Origin of the sequence: Maricaulis sp., from assembly GCF_015665295.1 — a bacterium.
Lineage (GTDB): Bacteria > Pseudomonadota > Alphaproteobacteria > Caulobacterales > Maricaulaceae > Maricaulis.
The window spans coordinates 34,953-53,538 of sequence record NZ_JADFAJ010000007.1; the positions used below are offsets into that span (position 1 = coordinate 34,953).

An 18,586-nucleotide genomic window follows, 5' to 3' on the forward strand; every position below is an offset into this window, starting at 1 on the left:
CATGCTGACCCATGCCATCCATCGCGCGCTTTCACCGCTTGCCGTCTTCATCGGGCTCGTCGTTGCGGTCCCGTCAGCCCCGGCCCAGCAGTCACCGCCTCCGGCGGTTGTGCGGACCGCCGATGTCGTCGCGCTCGACATGGCCCGGACCATCACGACCCCGGCCAGCGTGATGTCGCGCAATGATGCCCAGATCGCCGCCGAAGCCTCCGGCCGCATCAGTTTCATCGCCGAGCCCGGCGATGAAATAGCGGAAGGCGGGCTGATCGCCCAGATGGATGATCGGCAGGCCCGCATTGACCTGGAATCGGCCCGGGCCAGGCATGCGCGGGCGGCGGCCAATGCGAGCTACCAGAATGCCGAGGCCTTGCGTTACCAACAATTGGCAGAAAACGGCACAGTGCCGGCGACGCGCCTGCGCGAGGTCGAGTTGGCGCGTGACCTGGCCGTGCAGGATGCCCGCGAGGCGCGCTCGGCGCTCGACCGGGCCGAGCTGGCGCTGGAGCGGACGCAGATCCGTGCCCCTTTCGCCGGCCGTGTTGCAGAACGCCTGATCCAGGTGGGGGAATTGTCGGCACCGGGGCGGGACATCGCGCGCCTCGTGGATATCGAGCACAAGGAGGCGGTCGCGCAGGTCCCCGTCGCCGTGGCGCCCTTTCTTCGCGTCGGCATGAATGTGACGCTGTCGCTGTCGGACGACAGCGCCATCCGGGCGCCGATCCGCGCCATCATTCCGGTCGGCAACGCGGTTTCGCGAACGTTCGAGGTCCGCATCGACCTGGAGGGGTCGGACTGGATCATCGGGTCGGCCGCCCGCGTGGCCTTGCCCACCGAGACGCCCCGGACGCAACTCGCCGCGCCCTATGACGCGGTGATCTTGCGGGCCAATGGCAATTTCATTTTCGTGATTGACGCTGAGTCAGTCGCCCACCAGGTCGCCGTCGCGCCGGGCGTGCGGACAGATGGCTATATCGCCATCGCGGGCGAGGTTGAAGTCGGGGACCGCGTCGTGGTTTCCGGTGCCGAGACCCTGTCGGAAGGCCGCGTGGTGAGTGAATTGGGAGAGGACGCGTAGAAAGATGAGCGAATCTCGACAACTTCATTTATAGGTTGCATTCTCCGCATCACTCGGGGGACGAGGTTTGCCATGAGTGCCGGTATTTTCGATGTCCCGCAATCTTACTCGGGGCTGCTTGACGATGTCGTTGACCGGTACCGGATTACCGAGGAGGTCGACGACGCGTTTTTCAAGCGATCGATCATCCGGAATGTTTTCTTTTCCGGCGAAATCCTGATCAATGACGGCTACCTCGTCAATCACCCTCATGCCCTTCCTCAGGTACTTGATGAAGACAGCCTCCTGAGGGTTATGGTCAAAAACCGTTTTGTCAAAGTGCTGGCGCGGTCACAAAACCCTGAAGCCTTCGCGTCAAATCCGGAAGTGATGGCGGCCAAGCAGATACGCACATTCCAGGAACTCGTGTCGCGGCCTGACTGGCGATCCATCAAACAAGATCTCGAACACTGGTCGGAAGGTCTTTTCGCCGGGAACATGGTCGAAGGTTGGCCCAAATACCAGATCCATGCCGGCTTCAGGAAGTTGTTTGAGGCCGCCCTGTCACAGCAACCTGAAGCAGTGGGGCTGGGACAGCTCACCAAGTCGGTTCTGGAGGATTTTGCCGCGCGCTATCTCGATCATGCAAGCTATGAGGAAGGCCCCCGTACTGCTGTGGAAGAGGTCGCGAAGGAAATGCGGGACCAAGGTGTCATCACGAACAGCGATCTGCTCGATATCATGAACATGGCCAATCAATGCTATCACTATAACTTTGCGATGTGCATGAGTGCCGAGCGTGAAACGCCTGTCGTTGCGGATACATCAATCGGACCCGCTTTTCAGCATATCCTTCAGTTGGACAACGCGATCGAACAAGGTCTTGACGATGTCCCCGTTCTCGCGATTCCCAAAGGCTTTCCGATCGACAATGGCGCGATATTTGATCGCTTGCTCGATCATCAGAGCAAGTTGTGCCGTGCCAAGCACGAGTTCTTGTATCGGGTCACGGCCGTCTACTCCGGCCAGGACGGGTTCCGTCGCGAAGGCGCGGTCAAAGATCTGAAAGAGGCCGTGCTGGAATACCGCCGTCTGCTTGCGGAGCATTTCTCAGGCTTGGTCGGAGCGGTGGATTTTGCGCCTCGTCGGTACGCGATGATCACGTTCGGATTCGGTCGGCTAGGCTCTGCCGTGGGTGCTGACTTGGGCGTGCTGGCGGCTAATCTTGTGTCAACAAGGGGCGTTTCGTCTTTTGTCCATAAGCTCACCAGGCCGATCAGACGCAGGATGCTTGAAATCGCTCTCGATCCGGATGCAGGCGAGACCAAGATGATCGAATTCACGGCAAAAGAAATTCGACCGCGTTTTGCATCACTTGCGTTCAACACCGCCGCTGTTGAAGCTCACACGGCGGACCTGCCCAGCATCCCCTGATCACGTCGGGTCAGCACGCAACCACGTTCACAGCCAGTCCGCCCTGGCTGGTTTCCTTGTACTTCTCCTGCATGTCGACACCGGTCTGGCGCATGGTCTCGATAACCTGGTCGAGCGAGACCTTCATGTCCGACGAGGTTGCGCGCAGGGCCAGCCGGGCGGCGTCGATCGCCTTGATGGCGCCGATCGCATTGCGCTCGATACACGGGATCTGGACCAGACCGCCGACCGGGTCACAGGTCAGGCCGAGATTGTGTTCCATGCCGATCTCGGCGGCGTCCTCGATCTGGGCGTTATTGGCACCCATGGCTGCGGCAAGGGCAGCAGCTGCCATCGAACAGGCGACGCCGACCTCGCCCTGGCAACCGGCCTCGGCGCCGGAGATCGAAGCATTCTTCTTGTAGAGCGAGCCGATGGCCGCAGCCGTCAGGAAAAAGCGCTGCAACGCCTCCTCGTCGTCGGGGTCGCGATGATACTTGTCGAAATAGCGGGCCACGGCCGGGATGATGCCGGCCGCGCCATTGGTCGGTGCCGTGACGACCCGGCCGCCGGCGGCATTTTCTTCATTGACCGCCATCGCCCACAGATTGATCCAGTCCATGGCCGCCAACGGGTCCTTCTTCGGATCGACAGGCTCGGCGACAAGATCACGATACAGCTTGGGCGCCCGTCGCTTGACGTTCAACCCGCCGGGCAGGATGCCGTCATGGCGCAGACCGCGGTCGATGCAGTCCTCCATCGCCCGCCACAGGCCTTCCACTCCCGCCCGGATCGTGTCCTCGGGAAGGAAGGTGCGCTCATTGGCCAGCATGATGCGATGGATCGACAGGCCGGTGCGCTCGCCAATCTCCAGGAGTTCGGCTGCGGAGTTGAAGGGGTAGGGCTCGCCTTCTTTCACATCGGCTGCGGAATTGCGTCCGGCCTCGTTTTCATCGATGACGAAACCGCCGCCGATCGAATACCAGATCTCTTCTTTCAGCACGCTGCCGTCTTCGCAGAACGCCCGGAACTTCATGCCATTGGCGTGGAAGGGCAGGCGGATATCGCCGCGAAAATCGAGGTCGCGGCGTTCGTCGAAGGCAATTTCCTGTCCGGTGGAAAGCCTGAGCGTCTTGCTGGCGCGGATGCGTGCCAGGCGATCCGGGATGGTGTCGGGATTGATCCGGGCCGGGTCATGGCCTTCAAACCCCAGGAGGACGGCCGTATCCGTGCCATGGCCCAGGCCCGTCAGGGCGAGGGAACCATAGAGGTCTGCCTGCAAGCGTGCGAGCGCTTGCCCGGAAGCCTGCGCGAGCACGCGCTCGACAAAGACCTTGGCGGCCTTCATCGGGCCAACCGTATGGGAGCTGGAGGGCCCGACGCCGATCTTGAACAGATCGAAAACACCGAAATGCATGGCAGGTACTCGCTTTGACGCTGCGAAGTCAGACGCGGTGAAGTCAGCCGTCGTGACGTCAGCCTTCGCCGAGACCTTGGTCACGTGTGAAGGCGTTGAAGCAGATAATGGTCTGGGTGTCCTTGATACCGGGAATGGTCTGAACCTTCTGGTTCACGAACCGTCCGATATCGGCCTCGTCCTTCAGGGTGAAGCGGGCCAGCAGGTCGAAGGCGCCGGAGATCGAGTGCACCATCGGCGCTTCGTCGAGATCGTCAACCAGCTTGGCGGCGACGTCATAGGTGTGACCCAGCTCGCATTTGATAAAGACGTAGAATTGACGCATGGCAAACTCCTCGGAACGGCCGCGTCGGCTGTCGATTCTGGCGCGGCGGGTTGGACATTATCGACAAGTGGCGACGGGTTGAACCGCCCAGTGAGACGCGCGCTGCTTCCTTCGCCAGTGCGAAATCCCGCGGTACCGGACTCAGGTCACAGCGGCCCGGATATTGAACCGGTCCTGGCGCCATTCCCCGCTTTGCATGATTGAGGCGAGCCGATCGACCGCCGTCCAGACGTCTTCATAGCCGACATAAAGCGGCGTGAAGCCAAAGCGCAATATGTCCGGTGCCCGGAAGTCACCGATCACACCGCGCGCGATCAGGGCCTGCATGATGGCATAGCCATGCTCATGCGCGATCGAGACCTGGGAACCACGCTTGTCGGCGTTGCGCGGACTGCGAAGCTCGAACCCTTCGAGCCGCGTTTCGACCAGTTTGATGAACAAGTCCCCGAGCGCCCTGGATTTGGCCCGGATCGCGGCCATGTCGGCTTCCAGCATGATATCGAGGCCGCACTCCAGCGCCGCCATGCCGAGAATGGCCGGCGTGCCGCACTGGAAACGGTCAATCCCGGATGCCGGTTCATAGGCATCGTCGAAATCAAACGGGCGCGCATGGCCGAGCCAGCCGGACAGGACCGGGAAGATCCGCTCATGATGGCGCTGGGCCACAAACAGAAACGCCGGCGCACCCGGGCCGCCATTGAGGTATTTATAGCCGCAGCCCACGGCGAAATCGGCGTTGCAGGCGTTGAGGTCGACGGGCAGGGCTCCGGCCGAATGGCTCAGGTCCCAGATCACCGGAATGCCGAGCGCCTGGGCTTTCGCCGTCAGCTCCGCCATGTTGTGCAGGGAGCCGGACTTGTAGTGGGTATGGGTCAGGAGCAGGGCCGCTACGTCCGGGCTGAGCGCGTCCTCGAGGGCGTCACGCGCGACCAGGCTCTGGCGGATGCGTCCGCCGGAAAGCACGGCCAGGCCTTCCATCATATAGGCATCGGTCGGAAAATTGCCGGTCTCCGAGAGGATGATCGAGCGCTCGGGATTTAGTTGAAGAGAGGCGGTGAGTGCCTTGAAAATATTCACCGATGTTGACTCACCCGCAATGACTTCATGGGCGTTGGCGCCTATCAATCGGGCGATCTTGCCACCGAGCCGCCTCGGCGCGTTGATCCAGTCATGCATGTTCCAGGAGCGGATCAGGTCTTCGCCCCATTCGTCCCGAACCACGCTGTCCAGTCGCTCCGCCACGCCGACCGGGCGGGCACCCAGCGAATTGCCATCGAGGTAGATCACGCCCTCGGGCAGGGCGAAGCGGTTTCGGAAACCGGCCAGCGGATCCTGCGCGTCGAGGGCACGGACATCGTCCAGGCTTGTCATGGGAGCTCCCTCAACACGGCCCGTACCGGTGCGGCATCTGCGCCGGCAATTTTCAGGGGCAGGGCAATCAACTCATAAGGTCCGTCGGGCACGCCGTCGAGGACGAGACCTTCCAGTATGCGCATGTCGTGGCGCCGGACCGCGTGATGCGCGTCCATGGACTTGGACGTTTCCGGGTCCAGCGAGGCGGCGTCGACCCCGATCAGGCGGCAGCCACACGCCGCGAGCCGGTCGATGGTGTCGGCATGAAGGGCGCGAAAGTCCGAGTCCCAGGCGTCATGCGGGAAGGTCTTGCAGGTCCGGATGAGAACCCGGGTTTCACCCTCGATCGCGGACCAGTCCAGATCATCCGGCCTGACATGCGGCCCGGTGCCGCTGGCCGTTACCAGCACGCATGTCCCGACATAGACGTCGAGGCCGGCCCCGGCGATATCGACGCCGGCAGGATCATAATGGCTCGGAGCGTCGGCGTGGGCACCGCTGTGGGTGGACAGGGTGAGGCGCGAGACCTTCACCGGGCAATCCGGTCCGATCGTCCAGACCGTTTCGCAGGAAAAGGCCGTATCGCCGGGCCAGACCGGAAGGTCGGGGCGGAGCGTTTGTGATATGTCCCAGAGCTTTGCCATGACGATCAGAGCGAGGTCCGCACGGTCCAGATCTCCGGGAAAAAGCGCAGGTCCAGCGCCTTGACCAGATAGGAAACCCCGCCGGTGCCACCCGTGCCGCGGCGATAGCCGATGATGCGCTCGACTGTTTTCATGTGATTGAAGCGCCATTGCTGGAACTTGTGTTCCAGGTCAACGAGTTTCTCGCCGAGTTCATAGGCTTCCCAATGGGTGTCGCTGTCGTGATAGACCGTGCGCCAGATATCCTCCACCGCCGGACTGGCCTCGTAGGGCTGCGACCAGTCACGCTCCAGCCGGTCGGCGGGAATGTCGTATCCCTTGCGTGACAGCCAGCGCAGCGCCTCATCCCACAGGCTGGGACTGTTGAGGGCCTCGCTGACCATCTTGTGGGCCGGCGGATTGCTGGCATGGACGCGGGCGAGGGCGCCATTCTTGTTGCCGAGCCGGTATTCCAGCGTGCGGTACTGGAAGGACTGGAAACCGGACGAGGCCCCCAGCTTGTCGCGGAAGGCGAGATAGTCGGTCGGTGTCATCGTGGCCAGGACTTCCCAGGCCTGGATCAATTGTTCCTGGACGCGACTGACGCGCGCGAATTTCTTCAAAGCGGGTCCGACATCATCGCGCCGCAAATCGTCAAGCGCAGCCCCGGTCTCGTGAAGCAACAGTTTCATCCACAATTCGGCGACATGATGGATGATGACGAACAGCATTTCGTCATGCTCGTCGGTGATGGGTTTCTGGGCCGCCAGCAGCGTGTCGAGCGCGAGATATCCGCCATAGGACATTTCGTCCTTGAAATCCCAGTGGATGTCCTCGCCGGACACGTCCACCCGGGAGGTGAAGGTCTCGCTCATGCCGCTACTCTCCGTTCTCCGGCCGCGGATCGGATCGACTCGCGAACGCCATCGTCCTTGCGTCGAGGTGTAGGGTCTAACGAGGCCGACTGGCAACCGCGATGGATGCTTGTAGCCGGCGGTGAGCTTGCCTAGCTTGCCGCGGCATCGGCAAGGAGACGGACATGGAAGCGGCGGTTGAACAGACGGTCTGGGACGTTATCGCGCTCTATCTGCGTCAGGGTTACCTGCACATTCTGCCCAAGGGGCTCGACCATATCCTGTTCGTCCTGGCGCTGTTCTTTGCCTCGACGCGGATGAAGCCGCTGATCTGGCAGATAACGGCCTTCACGCTCGCTCACACGCTAACCCTCGGTCTCGCCACGCTCGGCTATGTCCGGCTGGACCCGGCGATTGTCGAGCCGATCATCGCGCTGTCGATTGCCTTCGTCGCCATCGAGAACCTGGTTTTCAGGGACATGACGCGCTGGCGCCCGGCGATCGTCTTTGCCTTCGGCTTGTTCCACGGGCTGGGCTTTGCCGGTGTGCTGGCCGAGTATGGCCTGCCGCAGGACCAGATCCTGCCATCCCTGCTGAGCTTCAATGTCGGGGTCGAAGCCGGGCAGCTGACCATTGTCAGCGTGTGCTGGCTTGTCCTGCATCGCTTTGCAGACGCGACCTGGTACCCCTGGCTGGTCCGGATCGCCTCTGGCGCCATCGCGCTGATGGCGATCTGGTGGACGATCGAACGGGTCTTCCTGGGCGGCTGATCCCGGTCCGACCTGGCAGCAACGAAAAAGGGCGGCGCCGGATGACGCCGCCCTTTTCATGTGTCTGTCTCTCAGGGCCTACCAGCCGCAATCGCGGTCGGCATTGGCTTGCTGCAGGTGGTTCATGAGCGGCTGGAAGTAGGCGATGATGGCCGAGCCATCCATCTCGCGGGTACCGGTGAAGGCTTCCAGCGCGTCCGGCCAGGGCTGGCTGGCACCCATTTCCATCATCGCGTTGAAGCGGGCACCGACTTCCTCATTGCCGTAAATCGAACAGCGATGCAGCGGGCCTTCCCAGCCGGCCATTTCACAGGCGGCTTCATGAAACTGGAACTGCATGATGAAGCTCAGGAAGTAGCGCAGATAGGGCACATTGTTGGCGATGTGATACTTCGAGCCCGGATCGAAGGCACCGTCACCGCGCTCAACCGGCGGCACAATGCCCTGATAGTTTTCGCGCAACTCCCACCAGGCGTCATTATAGTCTTCCGGCTGGATCTCGCCGCGCAGCACGCGCCAGCGCCACTGGTCCATCATGATGGCGAAGGGCAGGAAGGCGATCTTGTCGAGGGCGGTATCCATCAGCAGGCCGAGATCCGCCGAGGCGTCCGGCACATCGGCCGGATCGAGCAGACCGATCTGGACCAGATAATCCGGTGTCACCGAGAGCGCGATAAAGTCGCCGATGGCCTCGTGGAAGCCATCATGGGCGCCGTTCTGGAAGAGGAAGTCCTGCTGATTGTAGGCGCGCTGGTAGAAATTGTGTCCCAGCTCGTGGTGCACGGTGACGAAGTCATCGGCATTGACGCGGGTACACATCTTGATGCGCAGATCATCAACGCTGTCGAGATTCCAGGCCGAGGCGTGGCAGGCGACTTGCCGGTCACGCGGCTGGGTGATCAGGGAGCGTTCCCAGAACGTGTCCGGGAGCTCTTCCATACCGAGCGAGGTGAAGAAGGTTTCCGCCGTTTCCGTCATGCGGATCGGATCATAGTCGGCATCGACCAGCAATTGCGTCAGGTCATAGGCCGGACCGGCATCACTGACCGAGGCGACATCACTCAGCGCGGCCCAGGACTGGGCCCACATATTGCCCAGCAGGTCAGCCCGGATCGGCCCTTCAGCCGCCTGGACCTCGTCGCCATAAAGCTCGTTCAGATCGTCGCGGACATAACAGTGGAGCTGCTCATAGAGCGGCTCGACCTGGCCCCACAGACGCTCGACCTCGGCTTCCATCGCGGCGGCCGGCATATCGTAGTTCGACAGCCACATTTCAGCGAGATCGGAGAAACCCAGATCGCGGGCGCCGGCATTGGCGATCTCCACCATCTCGGCATAGTCCGTCGCCATCTGTTCGGGACCATAGCTGTCGCGCCAGCCGGCCCAGACATGGGCGAGGAATTCCGGATCGCGGCTGGTCCGCATGATGTTTTCCAGCTCATTGTGATCGACCATTTCACCGTCGATTTCCATCAGGCCGGTGGAGTAGGCGGACCCCATACGCGTTGACAATTCCGACAGGCGCGCGGCCGCGGCACTGTCTGACGGTGCCGGGAGTGTGATGCCGGCACGCAGGACATTCATCTTGCGGGACATCTCGGTGGTCAGTTCGAGCTCGTTGTAGCGTGCGGTCTCGGTCGCCAGGCGCACAGCCATCTCGGTGCCCTGTGTCGACATCCGCTCGAGCAGCCAGTTGGTGTCATAGGTGATGAAGTTGTTCTGCACCCAGGCCGTTCGCGCGCCGAATTCGCTGAAAGCGCGCAGTTCGGTCTCCGCGTCGGTCAGGAAGCGCTCGGCATCGGCGAGCGTGACCGCGGTATCTGTCGGCGTGTTCGCCGCGTAGCTGTCGCCCGTTCCCGCCGGGGGTTCGGTCGGGGCGCTGCACCCCGCCATAACAGCCAGAAGGGCGCCGGAGGCGACGCCTGCCATCAATCGTTTCATGGTTTCTCTCCCCATCTGTCCTGAGACAGAAATGACTCCTGACCTCTATGGTGAAGCGCGCTTCGTGCACGTCAAGCGGTCAAAGCGGGGCAATGCGTCCGAGATTCTCAAATCTTGTTGAGAATTTCCGCTTCAGCCATCAGGGCAAAAAGTGAGTCGTTGGTCATTTCTGCCGGATTGAACTTGTCATTCCCGGAATACTTGGAAACCAGCCCGCGATTTTGTTCATTGTCGGCAAAATACGCCATGGACCAGACGTGAAAGGCACGCTGGGTCACCTGGTCGCAACTCACTAGCTGTACCGCATTATGCCGCGGGTCGGCGCAGATCCGGTGATAGGTCCGGCTGATCGCGCTGCGGCTGCCTTCGAGGGTCTGCAGGAACCAGCTTCCGTCGAACCAGAGCGCGCCGGTAATGTTGTCCGCCTTGTTCTTGCGGCGGGCCGTTTCGAGGATCTGGTCGATATCCATATCGACTTCGCGGTTTGCACGGCTGAAATAAATGAGACGGGTCAGAAACATGGCGGGCTCCAGTGGCGTCAAGCCAGCTTACATCGCCATGACTCGGGTGCAATCGAATAGGGCGTGCTGACGCTCAACCGCCACGCTTCAGGGTTTGCATCACCTTTTCCATCCCGTCGAGAAATGCGGAGCGATCGCGCGGGCCAAAGGGTTTGGCGCCGGACGTCATGGCCCCGGCTTCGCGCAGGTCGGTCATCAGGTTCCGGGTCGCCAGCGAGGCGCCGATATTGTCGGCAGTCCAAAGCTTGCCGCGCGGATCGAGGCCCAGGGCGCCGGCCTTGATGCAGCGATCGGCGAGCGGAATATCCGCCGTGATGAAGACATCGCCCGGACCGATCTGCTCGGCGATCCAGTCATCGGCGGCGTCGAGACGCCCTTCGACAATGACCAGCCTGGCCCATTGCGAATTGGGACGCCGCAGCCCGCCATCACAGACGAAGAGCATCTCGCATCGGTGCCGCTCTCCGACACGGATGATCTCGTCCTTTACCGGACAGGCGTCGGCATCGACATAGATGGTCATGGCCCTAGAGCTCGCCCACCAGGGCCAGCATGGCGTCCAGATTGGCGGCGCCGAGCTTGCGACAGCGCTCCGGCGACCAGCCGAATTCCGGGTCGGGCAGATCGGCATTATCCTTGAAGGGCATTTCCAGCGTCATTGCCAGGCATTTGAATTCATTGGCGAGATAATTGGTGCAGATGGACAGGTCCGCCGTGCCCGGCGCATCGACATCATAGCCGTGCTCGGTCTGGAAGTCCGGACTGGCGAGGCAGAGCGCGTCCTTGTAGGCGTCCAGCAAGTCCTGGCCTCGGGAGTCGAAATTCGGGGCCCCTTCGCCGCCGGCGATGAAATTATGGGGAAGCGCCTCATCGCCATGGACATCGAGTGCGAGATCGATACCGGTATCGCGCATCCGGCCCAGGACATGGAAGACTTCCGGGGAAGTCTCCGGCGTCGCCTTGTCCCACTCGCGATTGAGATTGACGCCCTTGGCATTGGTGCGCAGGTGCCCGCGCTTCGAGCCGTCCGGATTCATGTTGGGCACGATATGAAAGACGGCCTGCTCGCGCAGCTTGCGGGCGACCGGGTCGTCATCATCAAGCAGGCGACCGAGAAAGCCTTCCATCCACCACTCTGCCATGGTCTCGCCGGGATGCTGGCGGGCGGTGACCCAGATGGTTCGCGTGGCACTGTCGGCCTCGCCGACCGTCATGAGGTCGATGGCCTGTCCGTCCAGGGTTTCACCGAGCACTTCCAGTTCGACGGCGTGGTGCAATTGCGCCCAGGCGATCAGGTCCTGGTGCCGCTCCATCGAGAAAGGCGCGAAATAGGCAAACCAGACCGTATCGGCTTCAGGAACATGGTGCAGGGTCAGAACGCCGTCGGCGTAGTCCGTGTCGATCCGGAACCAGGTCTCGCGATCATAGGAGGCGCAGGCCTGATAGTCCGTCCAGCCTTCCAGATAGGCGGCTCCACCGGCGTTCTCGATTGCCATGGTGAGCTGCTCGCCCATCGCTCCGGTGACCCGGAAATGGAACCATTGATAGAAATCCGAGCCATTGTCCTTGCGGATTTCCAGACGGATGCGACCGGGATCAGCGGCGTCGAGCACCTCGATATTGCCGCTGTCGAAGGCGTCGGTGATGTGAAGGCCCATGTCTGGCTCCGCTTTCCTCGCTAAAGGGTGACTCGCATGTGAAGCTGATAGACCATATCGCTCCGCCACGCGACGGCGCACCTGCGTCGGGCGGAGGCCGGCAGACCGGCGAATGGCTCTGGAGACACACGCATGATGATCTGGATTTCGCGGGCAATCCGCTTTGGCCTGCCGCTCTTTGTATCGGCAATTTTTCTCGACTCGCTGCGCTACAAGTTCACGGACGCGCCCGAGACGCAGGTGATTTTCGGTCGCCTCGATGGCTGGGCGTCCAGCCTGGGCGCGGCGGGTCTGTTCGACCATGCCGGCCTGTTCAGCCAATACGTCATCGGATCGGCGGAACTTGTTGCTTCTGCGCTCCTATTGATCGGCTTCATACCTGCCCTGAGCCGTTTTCAGGTAATCGGAAGCGCCCTCGGTATCGCCATCATGACCGGCGCGATCAGCTTCCACCTGTTCACGCCGCTCGGCATTGATCCCAACAGTGATGGCGGCGGGCTGTTCGTGGCCGCCTGTCTGGTCTGGCTGTCCTGCGTGACCCTGCTGGCCATCAAGCGTCAGGAAGCACTGGCGCTCGGCTGTGATCTTGCGCGCGCGATCATTCCCGCCAGACGATAGGCCAGCAACAAGGCGAGAATTCCTCCATGAATCCAGGGGCCGAACTGGTTGCCCTTGACCATGAAGCCGTGGTGGAGAACGGCCAGGATGGCGAGCGGGTAAACCAGCCGGTGCAGGCCCTGCCAGCGCCGGCTGCCGAGCCAGCGCTGCATGCGGTTGAACGAGGTGATCGCCAACGGAACCAGCAGCACAAAGGCCGTCATGCCGAGCGTGATGTAGATCCGCTCGGCAACATCGCGCCACAGACCGGCGAGGGCACCCGACACGCTCATTCCGGCTGCCAGGAAAAGGTCGAGACCGAGATAGGCCAGGATGTGCAGGAGCGCATACCAGAAGGCCGCCAGGCCGATCCGGCGCCGGATCATCATGACCGGTCCCCATCGCGTGATATCGCGGACCGGCGTCACCGCCAGCGAGACCAGGAGGATACGGATCGCCGTATCGCCGAGGAAGCGATGGGTCGTCTCGATGGGGTTGAAGCCGAGATCATGATTGCCGCCGGTGAGCAGCATCGTCCACTGCCAGGCCAGCCACAGGCCCGGCAGGGCGAGCAGCCAGAAGGCCAGCGGCTTCATGATGTGTCGGCTGAAGGTCCGAAGGACCGGATTGCGGGCCATGCTGGTTGCGCTTCCCGTTGGCCTAGTGGTTCTCGATCAGGTCCATGCCGGCATACATGTGGGCGACCTGTTCGGCATAACCGTTGAACATTTCGGTATCACGGCGGGCAAAGACATTGCCGCCGATGACCCGCTCCGAGGCCTGGCTCCAGCGCGGATGGGCGCGGTTCGGATTGACGTTGGAATAGAAGCCGTACTCATGGGGGGCTGACCGGTTCCAGCTGGTCTCCGGCTGTTCCGAAACAAAGCGGATCTTCACAATCGACTTGATCGATTTGTAGCCATATTTCCACGGCACAACGAGGCGGACCGGGGCGCCATTCTGGTTCGGCAGCACCTCGCCATAAAGTCCGACCGCCAGGAAGGCGAGCTCATTCATGGCCTCATCCATGCGCAGCCCCTCGACATAGGGCCAGTCCAGCACCCGAAAGCGCGTGCCGCGCATTTCGTCGCGATCGAGCCGGGTTTCGAACTGGACATAGCGGGCATCGGAGGTCGGCTGGAAAGCGGCCAGGACCTGCGCCAGCGGCACACCGACCCAGGGGATCACCATGGACCAGGCCTCGACACAGCGAAGCCGGTATATGCGTTCCTCGAGCGCCGAAAAATCGACCACGTCTTCAAGCGAAAACACACCGGTCCGGTCAGCATGTCCTTCGACCCCGATGGTCCAGGGATCGGTGGTCATCGCGTCGGAATAGCGCGCCGGATCATCCTTGCCGACGCCGAATTCGTAGAAATTATTGTAGCCCGTGACAGCCGGGTAGGGCGTCTGCTCGTCGGCAACCGTATACCGGGTCGGTGTATAGGACAAAGCCCCGCTGGTCGGACGCGCGCCGGCTGCCACGGTCTGTGCGGCCTGAGATGTCTGGGCCTCGCAGCCGGCCAGCCCGCTCAATGCCAGCGCGCCGCCGGAGGCGATGATCTTGCGGCGATTCAGAAAGAGGCCCTTGGGCGTAATCTCGGTTTCCCGACTCTGCCAGGGGCGGTTTTTGCGAATGAACATGTTTTGGTATCCGTGCCTGCTTGCTTAAAGAAATAGGGCAATTTGCGCCGACGTCTTCCCCTTCAACGGTTTCGTGATGATTGCAGGCGAGGATGTTATTCCTGATCACGATCTGCGGGAGGCGCGGATGTTGCGGAACATGCTGAACATATTGTTCGCAATTGCGGGCGCGCTGGGTGTTGCGGGCACGGCCCCGGCTGACGGGCCGATCACCTGGCATAGTGAAAACATACAGTTGCTCAAGGGGTTCGACTATGAACTCGGGCCCGAGGCGCGAACGATCATGACGCTCGAGCATGCCCATCGCTCCGACTGGGGAGATGTGTTCGTGTTTGCCGACATCACCTTCGAGCCTGATGGCGATATCCAGGCCTATGGCGAGATCACGCCGCGCCTGTCCCTGTCCCGGCTGAGCGGTCGGGCCTGGTCCGCCGGTCCGGTGAGTGATGTCCTGCTGGCCCTGAACTATGAACGCGGCGAGCAGGGTGTGGAGCGCTATCTCGGTGGCATCGCCGCGGATCTCGACATCGAGGGATTCCGCGTCTTCCGGGTGCACGCCTTTTTGCGCGATGATCCGCGCCGCGACGGCACCACGGGCCAGCTCACAATTGTCTGGAACCGGCCATTCACGCTCGGTGAGGAACAGTTTCTCGCCGAGGGATTTGCCGATATTGCCGGGGCGGAAGGCAGTGGCGTCGCCAATCAATTGGTTGTGCCACGGCTTCTGTGGGATGTTGGTGCGCACTACGGCACGGCCGGGCGGATATGGCTCGGGCTTGAATGGCAGTACTGGCACAACAAGTTTGGCGTTGACGGCGTCACTGAATCCGTGCCGCAAGTGCAATTGAAATGGGTGTTGCACTAGGCGCGCCCTCCAGCCGCCTGACAGGGGTCTTCATTGCCCAGCCAACCCAGCCGTTCCACGCTCAATGTTCGCAACGCCACACTGGACGATATACCGCGCATCATCGCACTCGTCGGCAAGGTCTACCCCGAGATGGGGGCCTATTCGGCGAGCATGCTGCAGGGCCAGATCAGCGTCTTCTCCGAAGGCCAGGTCGTGGTTGAATATGATGGCGACATTGTCGGTTATGCCGCCAGTTTCATCATTGACGGTGACACTGCGCTGAAACCCCACACCTGGGATGCCATCACCGGTGGCGGCTATGCCTCGCGTCATAATCCCTAGGGTGAGTGGCTGTACGGCATGGAAGTCTGCGTCGATCCGGACCGACGGCGTCTGCGTATCGGCCAGCGCCTGTATGACGCCCGCAAGGAATTGGCCGAGCGATACGAGCTGGAAGGCATTGTCTTTGGCGGACGGATGCCGAACTGGCAGCGCAAGCGCAAGCAGTTTCCGACCGCCAGGGCCTATCTTGACGCGGTCATGGCGCAGGAAGTCTCCGATCCGGTCATCCGGTTTCAGACCCGCATGGGGTTCGAGCCGATCGGTGTCCTCAAGGCCTATCTTCCCAGCGACCGGGCGTCGCGCGGCTGGGCCAGCCACATGGTCTGGCGCAACCCCTATGCGGTCGAGCAGAAACTGAGTGCCAATGCGCCGCCGGGCGCCAAGGATATCGTCCGCGTCGCGACCGTGCAGTTCCAGCAGCGCAAGGTCGAGAGCTTTGATGAATTCATCAGCAATATCGAGTATTTTGTCGATGTAACCTCGGATTATCGCTGCGATTTCGTCGTCTTTCCCGAGCTCTTCACCCTGCAGCTCCTGGCGCTGGAAGAGACCCGTCTCTCGCCGGCCCAGTCGATCGAGCGCCTGACCGAATACACGCCGCACTTTGTCGAGAAAATGCGCGAGCTGGCGATCAGCTACAACATCAACATCATCGGCGGGTCACACCCGACCCGGACCGAGGATGATGATATCCAGAATGTCGCATATGTCTTCCTGCGCGATGGCTCCGTCCACGCCCAGGAGAAGATCCATCCGACACCGTCAGAGCGGCATTGGTGGAATATTCTCGGCGGCGACGAGATCATCACCATCCCGACCGATTGCGGACCGATCGGCGTTCTGATCTGTTACGACAGCGAATTCCCGGAACTGGCCCGCAAGCTGGTTGATGCGGGCGCCAAGCTGCTTTTCGTGCCCTTCTGTACCGATAATCGCCAGGGCTATCTGCGCGTGCGTTATTGCGCCCAGGCGCGGGCCATCGAGAACCAGTGCTATGTTGTGATGTCCGGTAATGTGGGAAATCTGCCAGGCGTGGAAAACATGGACATCCAGTATGCCCAGTCCTGCATCCTGACCCCGTGCGACTTCCGCTTCGCCCGCGACGGGATCGCGGCCGAATGCACCGAGAATGTCGAAACGGTCGCCATTGCGGATCTCGATCTGACCGATCTCGACTGGGCCCGCCAGGAGGGCACTGTCCGCAATCTGCGGGACCGTCGTTTCGATCTCTACAAGGTTGACTGGAAAAACTGATGCCGATCACGGTGCGGCTCGCCGGGCGGGATGATCTTGATCGCATTGACGCGATCGAGGCGGCCAGCTTCACGGCGGACCGGTTTCCGCGGCGCAATCTGGCCCGCATGCTGACCGGCGGACGCACCCGCTTCTTTCTGGCCGAGACCGAGGCCGGCAAGGGCGGCTATCTGGCCCTGAGCCTGAGGCGGCGCAGCCGGGTGGCACGCGTCTATTCACTGGCTGTCGATCCGGGCTCGCGGCGGCAGGGCGTCGCCGAGGCGCTTTTCGCCGCCGCCCGCGCCTGCGCTGACACGGAAGAATGCCGGGTGCTGCGGCTCGAGGTGCGGCCCTCGAACACGGCCGCTGTCAAATTATATGAACGTCTCGGATTTCACTTGCGTGACAGGCGAGTTGCCTATTACGAGGACGGCGAGACAGCCTTGGTTCTGGAGGCCCCGATCGGGACCGAATCCACGACCCTTCCAGCGGAGCATGGCCCATTGTGAGCGACTGGCTCATCCTCGTTGAATTTCCAGCACGAGACCCCACACAAAGTACTGCGCATTCGTGATTACCTGGCCAATCCAGGCCTGTTTACGCAGCGACGGCCCAACATCCTCAACCTCGCGCGCTCCTACGGCTATCAGACCCAAGGCTATTATGCGTCTCTCCTGGCTGAGGCGCGCGGCCACCGCATAGCGCCGACGGCACAGACCATGGTCGAGCTGTCGCGCAAGACGCTCTACGCCCAGGCCTTGCCCGAGCTGAATGCCGCCCTTGTCCGTGAACGCAGCGACGCATCGCCGCTTCCGGCCTCCCTGACCGTTGCCTTCGGCCGCGTCGACCAGCCCGGCCTCGGCCGGTTCGGCAAGCTCCTGTTCGACTGGTTCCGGGTTCCGGTTCTCGAGATCACGCTGAGCAAGTCCGGGCAGGGGATCGAACGCATCCGCCCGCTCGCGCCCAATGCCCTCAAGGGTGACGCCCGTGCTTTCTTTCTCGATGCGCTGGCGCATCACACGCAGCGCGGTTGGTCAGATCGCAAGGAAAGGGCGCCGGCGCGCTGGTCGCTGGCCGTCCTGACCGATCCGGCGGAAGAGATGCCGCCATCAAGGCCGTCTTCGTTGAAGCGCCTGGCGACAGTGGCGGCCCGCATGGGAGTCGAGGTCGCACCCATCGGTCCCAATGATCTGGCCAGCCTCGCCGAGTACGACGCGCTCTTTATCCGCATGACCACGGCGATCGACAATGTCACCTACCGTTTCGCCCGTCGGGCGGAGCAGGAGGGCATGCCTGTGATTGATGACACCACCTCGATGATCCGCTGCACCAACAAGGTCTTCCTCAAGGAGTTGCTGGAGCTTGGCGGCGTGCCGGCGCCGCGCACCGAAGTGATCGACGAGAACCAGTCCCTCGACGGATTGATGGACCGGCTCGGCTCGCCGGTGGTGCTCAAGGCGCCGGACGGATCGTTTTCACGCTCCGTGCACAAGGTCGCCAGCGAAGCCGACCTCAAGGTTCGCGCGAAACAGCTTTTCGAGGATACCGCCCTCATCATCGCCCAGGAATACCTGCCGACCAGTTTTGACTGGCGGGTCGGCGTGCTGGATGGCGAGGCGCTGTTCGCCTGCCAGTACAAGATGGCCAAGGGGCACTGGCAGATCATCAAGCATCTTGAAGGCGGCAAGGCGCTGGAAGGCGGCTCTGCCACATTCGACGTCGCCGATGCGCCGCCAGCCGTTATCGAGACAGCGCTGGCGGCGGCCCGCCTGATCGGACGCGGACTGTACGGCATTGATCTCAAGGAAACGCCTGACGGCGTCTATGTCATCGAGATCAACGACAATCCCAATCTCGAGAGTGACGTCGAGGGGCTGATCCTGAAGGACAAGCTCTGGGAGGCCATCATCAGCTGGTTCTCGCGTCGCCTCGAAGCGCGCATCGGCGCATCAGCAAGCGCGATCAGCCCGAAGGCCTGATCACGACACCGGATA

Annotated in this window: 18 protein-coding genes and 1 pseudogene; 8 read left to right on the forward strand and 11 right to left on the reverse strand. The window is 62.0% G+C overall.

The window, feature by feature from the left end:
• Position 1: 1 nt before the first annotated feature.
• Complete coding sequence (locus QZZ02_RS03445; protein ID WP_291842398.1) at positions 2–1,075, forward strand: efflux RND transporter periplasmic adaptor subunit; 1,074 nt, start codon at positions 2–4, stop codon at positions 1,073–1,075.
• A 72-nt stretch (positions 1,076–1,147) separates the two neighbouring features.
• A complete protein-coding gene (locus QZZ02_RS03450; RefSeq protein ID WP_291842400.1) occupies positions 1,148–2,488 on the forward strand; it encodes a hypothetical protein in 1,341 nt (446 codons plus the stop codon).
• Between the two features lie 10 nt (positions 2,489–2,498).
• Here QZZ02_RS03450 and QZZ02_RS03455 read toward each other — a convergent pair whose 3' ends face one another.
• From QZZ02_RS03455 to kynA, 5 genes are all read right to left on the reverse strand, one after another.
• The gene (locus tag QZZ02_RS03455; RefSeq protein WP_291842402.1) at positions 2,499–3,884 is read right to left on the reverse strand and encodes an L-serine ammonia-lyase; all 1,386 of its coding nucleotides are present in this window, start codon (positions 3,882–3,884) and stop codon (positions 2,499–2,501) included.
• Between the two features lie 58 nt (positions 3,885–3,942).
• Complete coding sequence (locus QZZ02_RS03460; protein ID WP_291842404.1) at positions 3,943–4,209, reverse strand: Lrp/AsnC ligand binding domain-containing protein; 267 nt, start codon at positions 4,207–4,209, stop codon at positions 3,943–3,945.
• A 141-nt stretch (positions 4,210–4,350) separates the two neighbouring features.
• Entirely contained in the window at positions 4,351–5,580 is a 1,230-nt protein-coding gene (gene kynU / locus QZZ02_RS03465) for a kynureninase (RefSeq protein WP_291842407.1), read from the reverse strand.
• On the reverse strand, positions 5,577–6,206 hold the full coding sequence (kynB, locus tag QZZ02_RS03470; RefSeq protein WP_291842409.1) for an arylformamidase: 630 nt from the start codon (positions 6,204–6,206) through the stop codon (positions 5,577–5,579). Before kynB ends, kynU begins: the two co-directional genes overlap by 4 nt.
• 5 nt (positions 6,207–6,211) lie before the next feature.
• Positions 6,212–7,060, reverse strand: coding sequence for a tryptophan 2,3-dioxygenase (gene kynA, locus QZZ02_RS03475; protein WP_291842411.1), 849 nt, complete (start codon positions 7,058–7,060; stop codon positions 6,212–6,214).
• Between the two features lie 164 nt (positions 7,061–7,224).
• On the opposite strand from kynA, the gene QZZ02_RS03480 reads away from it, so the two are divergent.
• Entirely contained in the window at positions 7,225–7,809 is a 585-nt protein-coding gene (locus QZZ02_RS03480) for a HupE/UreJ family protein (RefSeq protein ID WP_291842413.1), read from the forward strand.
• A gap of 78 nt (positions 7,810–7,887) precedes the next feature.
• Here the strand turns inward: QZZ02_RS03480 and QZZ02_RS03485 are convergent, their stop codons facing one another.
• From QZZ02_RS03485 to QZZ02_RS03500, 4 genes are all read right to left on the reverse strand, one after another.
• Positions 7,888–9,750 carry a M2 family metallopeptidase gene (locus QZZ02_RS03485; RefSeq protein WP_291842415.1) on the reverse strand — a complete coding sequence of 621 codons (1,863 nt, stop codon included), beginning with the start codon at positions 9,748–9,750 and terminating at the stop codon, positions 7,888–7,890.
• Positions 9,751–9,857: 107 nt separating this feature from the next.
• The gene (locus QZZ02_RS03490) at positions 9,858–10,271 is read right to left on the reverse strand and encodes a BLUF domain-containing protein (RefSeq protein WP_291842417.1); all 414 of its coding nucleotides are present in this window, start codon (positions 10,269–10,271) and stop codon (positions 9,858–9,860) included.
• A 73-nt stretch (positions 10,272–10,344) separates the two neighbouring features.
• The gene (locus QZZ02_RS03495) at positions 10,345–10,794 is read right to left on the reverse strand and encodes a YaiI/YqxD family protein (RefSeq protein ID WP_291842419.1); all 450 of its coding nucleotides are present in this window, start codon (positions 10,792–10,794) and stop codon (positions 10,345–10,347) included.
• 4 nt (positions 10,795–10,798) lie between these two features.
• Positions 10,799–11,929 carry a M14-type cytosolic carboxypeptidase gene (locus QZZ02_RS03500; protein ID WP_291842420.1) on the reverse strand — a complete coding sequence of 377 codons (1,131 nt, stop codon included), beginning with the start codon at positions 11,927–11,929 and terminating at the stop codon, positions 10,799–10,801.
• Between the two features lie 132 nt (positions 11,930–12,061).
• On the opposite strand from QZZ02_RS03500, the gene QZZ02_RS03505 reads away from it, so the two are divergent.
• Complete coding sequence (locus QZZ02_RS03505; protein WP_291842422.1) at positions 12,062–12,547, forward strand: hypothetical protein; 486 nt, start codon at positions 12,062–12,064, stop codon at positions 12,545–12,547.
• Here QZZ02_RS03505 and QZZ02_RS03510 read toward each other — a convergent pair.
• Positions 12,487–13,164 carry a protein-methionine-sulfoxide reductase heme-binding subunit MsrQ gene (locus QZZ02_RS03510; RefSeq protein ID WP_291842424.1) on the reverse strand — a complete coding sequence of 226 codons (678 nt, stop codon included), beginning with the start codon at positions 13,162–13,164 and terminating at the stop codon, positions 12,487–12,489. The genes QZZ02_RS03505 and QZZ02_RS03510 overlap by 61 nt on opposite strands.
• A 22-nt stretch (positions 13,165–13,186) precedes the next feature.
• Complete coding sequence (msrP, locus tag QZZ02_RS03515) at positions 13,187–14,170, reverse strand: protein-methionine-sulfoxide reductase catalytic subunit MsrP (protein WP_291842426.1); 984 nt, start codon at positions 14,168–14,170, stop codon at positions 13,187–13,189.
• A 127-nt stretch (positions 14,171–14,297) separates the two neighbouring features.
• On the opposite strand from msrP, the gene QZZ02_RS03520 reads away from it, so the two are divergent.
• The 4 genes and pseudogenes from QZZ02_RS03520 (at position 14,298) to QZZ02_RS03540 (ending at position 18,571) form a co-directional block, all read left to right on the forward strand.
• Positions 14,298–15,035 carry a hypothetical protein gene (locus QZZ02_RS03520; protein ID WP_291842427.1) on the forward strand — a complete coding sequence of 246 codons (738 nt, stop codon included), beginning with the start codon at positions 14,298–14,300 and terminating at the stop codon, positions 15,033–15,035.
• A gap of 132 nt (positions 15,036–15,167) precedes the next feature.
• A pseudogene (locus QZZ02_RS03530) lies at positions 15,168–16,613 on the forward strand (bifunctional GNAT family N-acetyltransferase/carbon-nitrogen hydrolase family protein).
• A complete protein-coding gene (locus tag QZZ02_RS03535) occupies positions 16,613–17,101 on the forward strand; it encodes a GNAT family N-acetyltransferase (RefSeq protein WP_291842433.1) in 489 nt (162 codons plus the stop codon). The pseudogene QZZ02_RS03530 and the gene QZZ02_RS03535 overlap by 1 nt, the downstream one beginning before the upstream one ends.
• 18 nt (positions 17,102–17,119) lie before the next feature.
• Positions 17,120–18,571 carry a RimK family protein gene (locus QZZ02_RS03540; protein WP_291842435.1) on the forward strand — a complete coding sequence of 484 codons (1,452 nt, stop codon included), beginning with the start codon at positions 17,120–17,122 and terminating at the stop codon, positions 18,569–18,571.
• Positions 18,572–18,586: the final 15 nt, after the last annotated feature.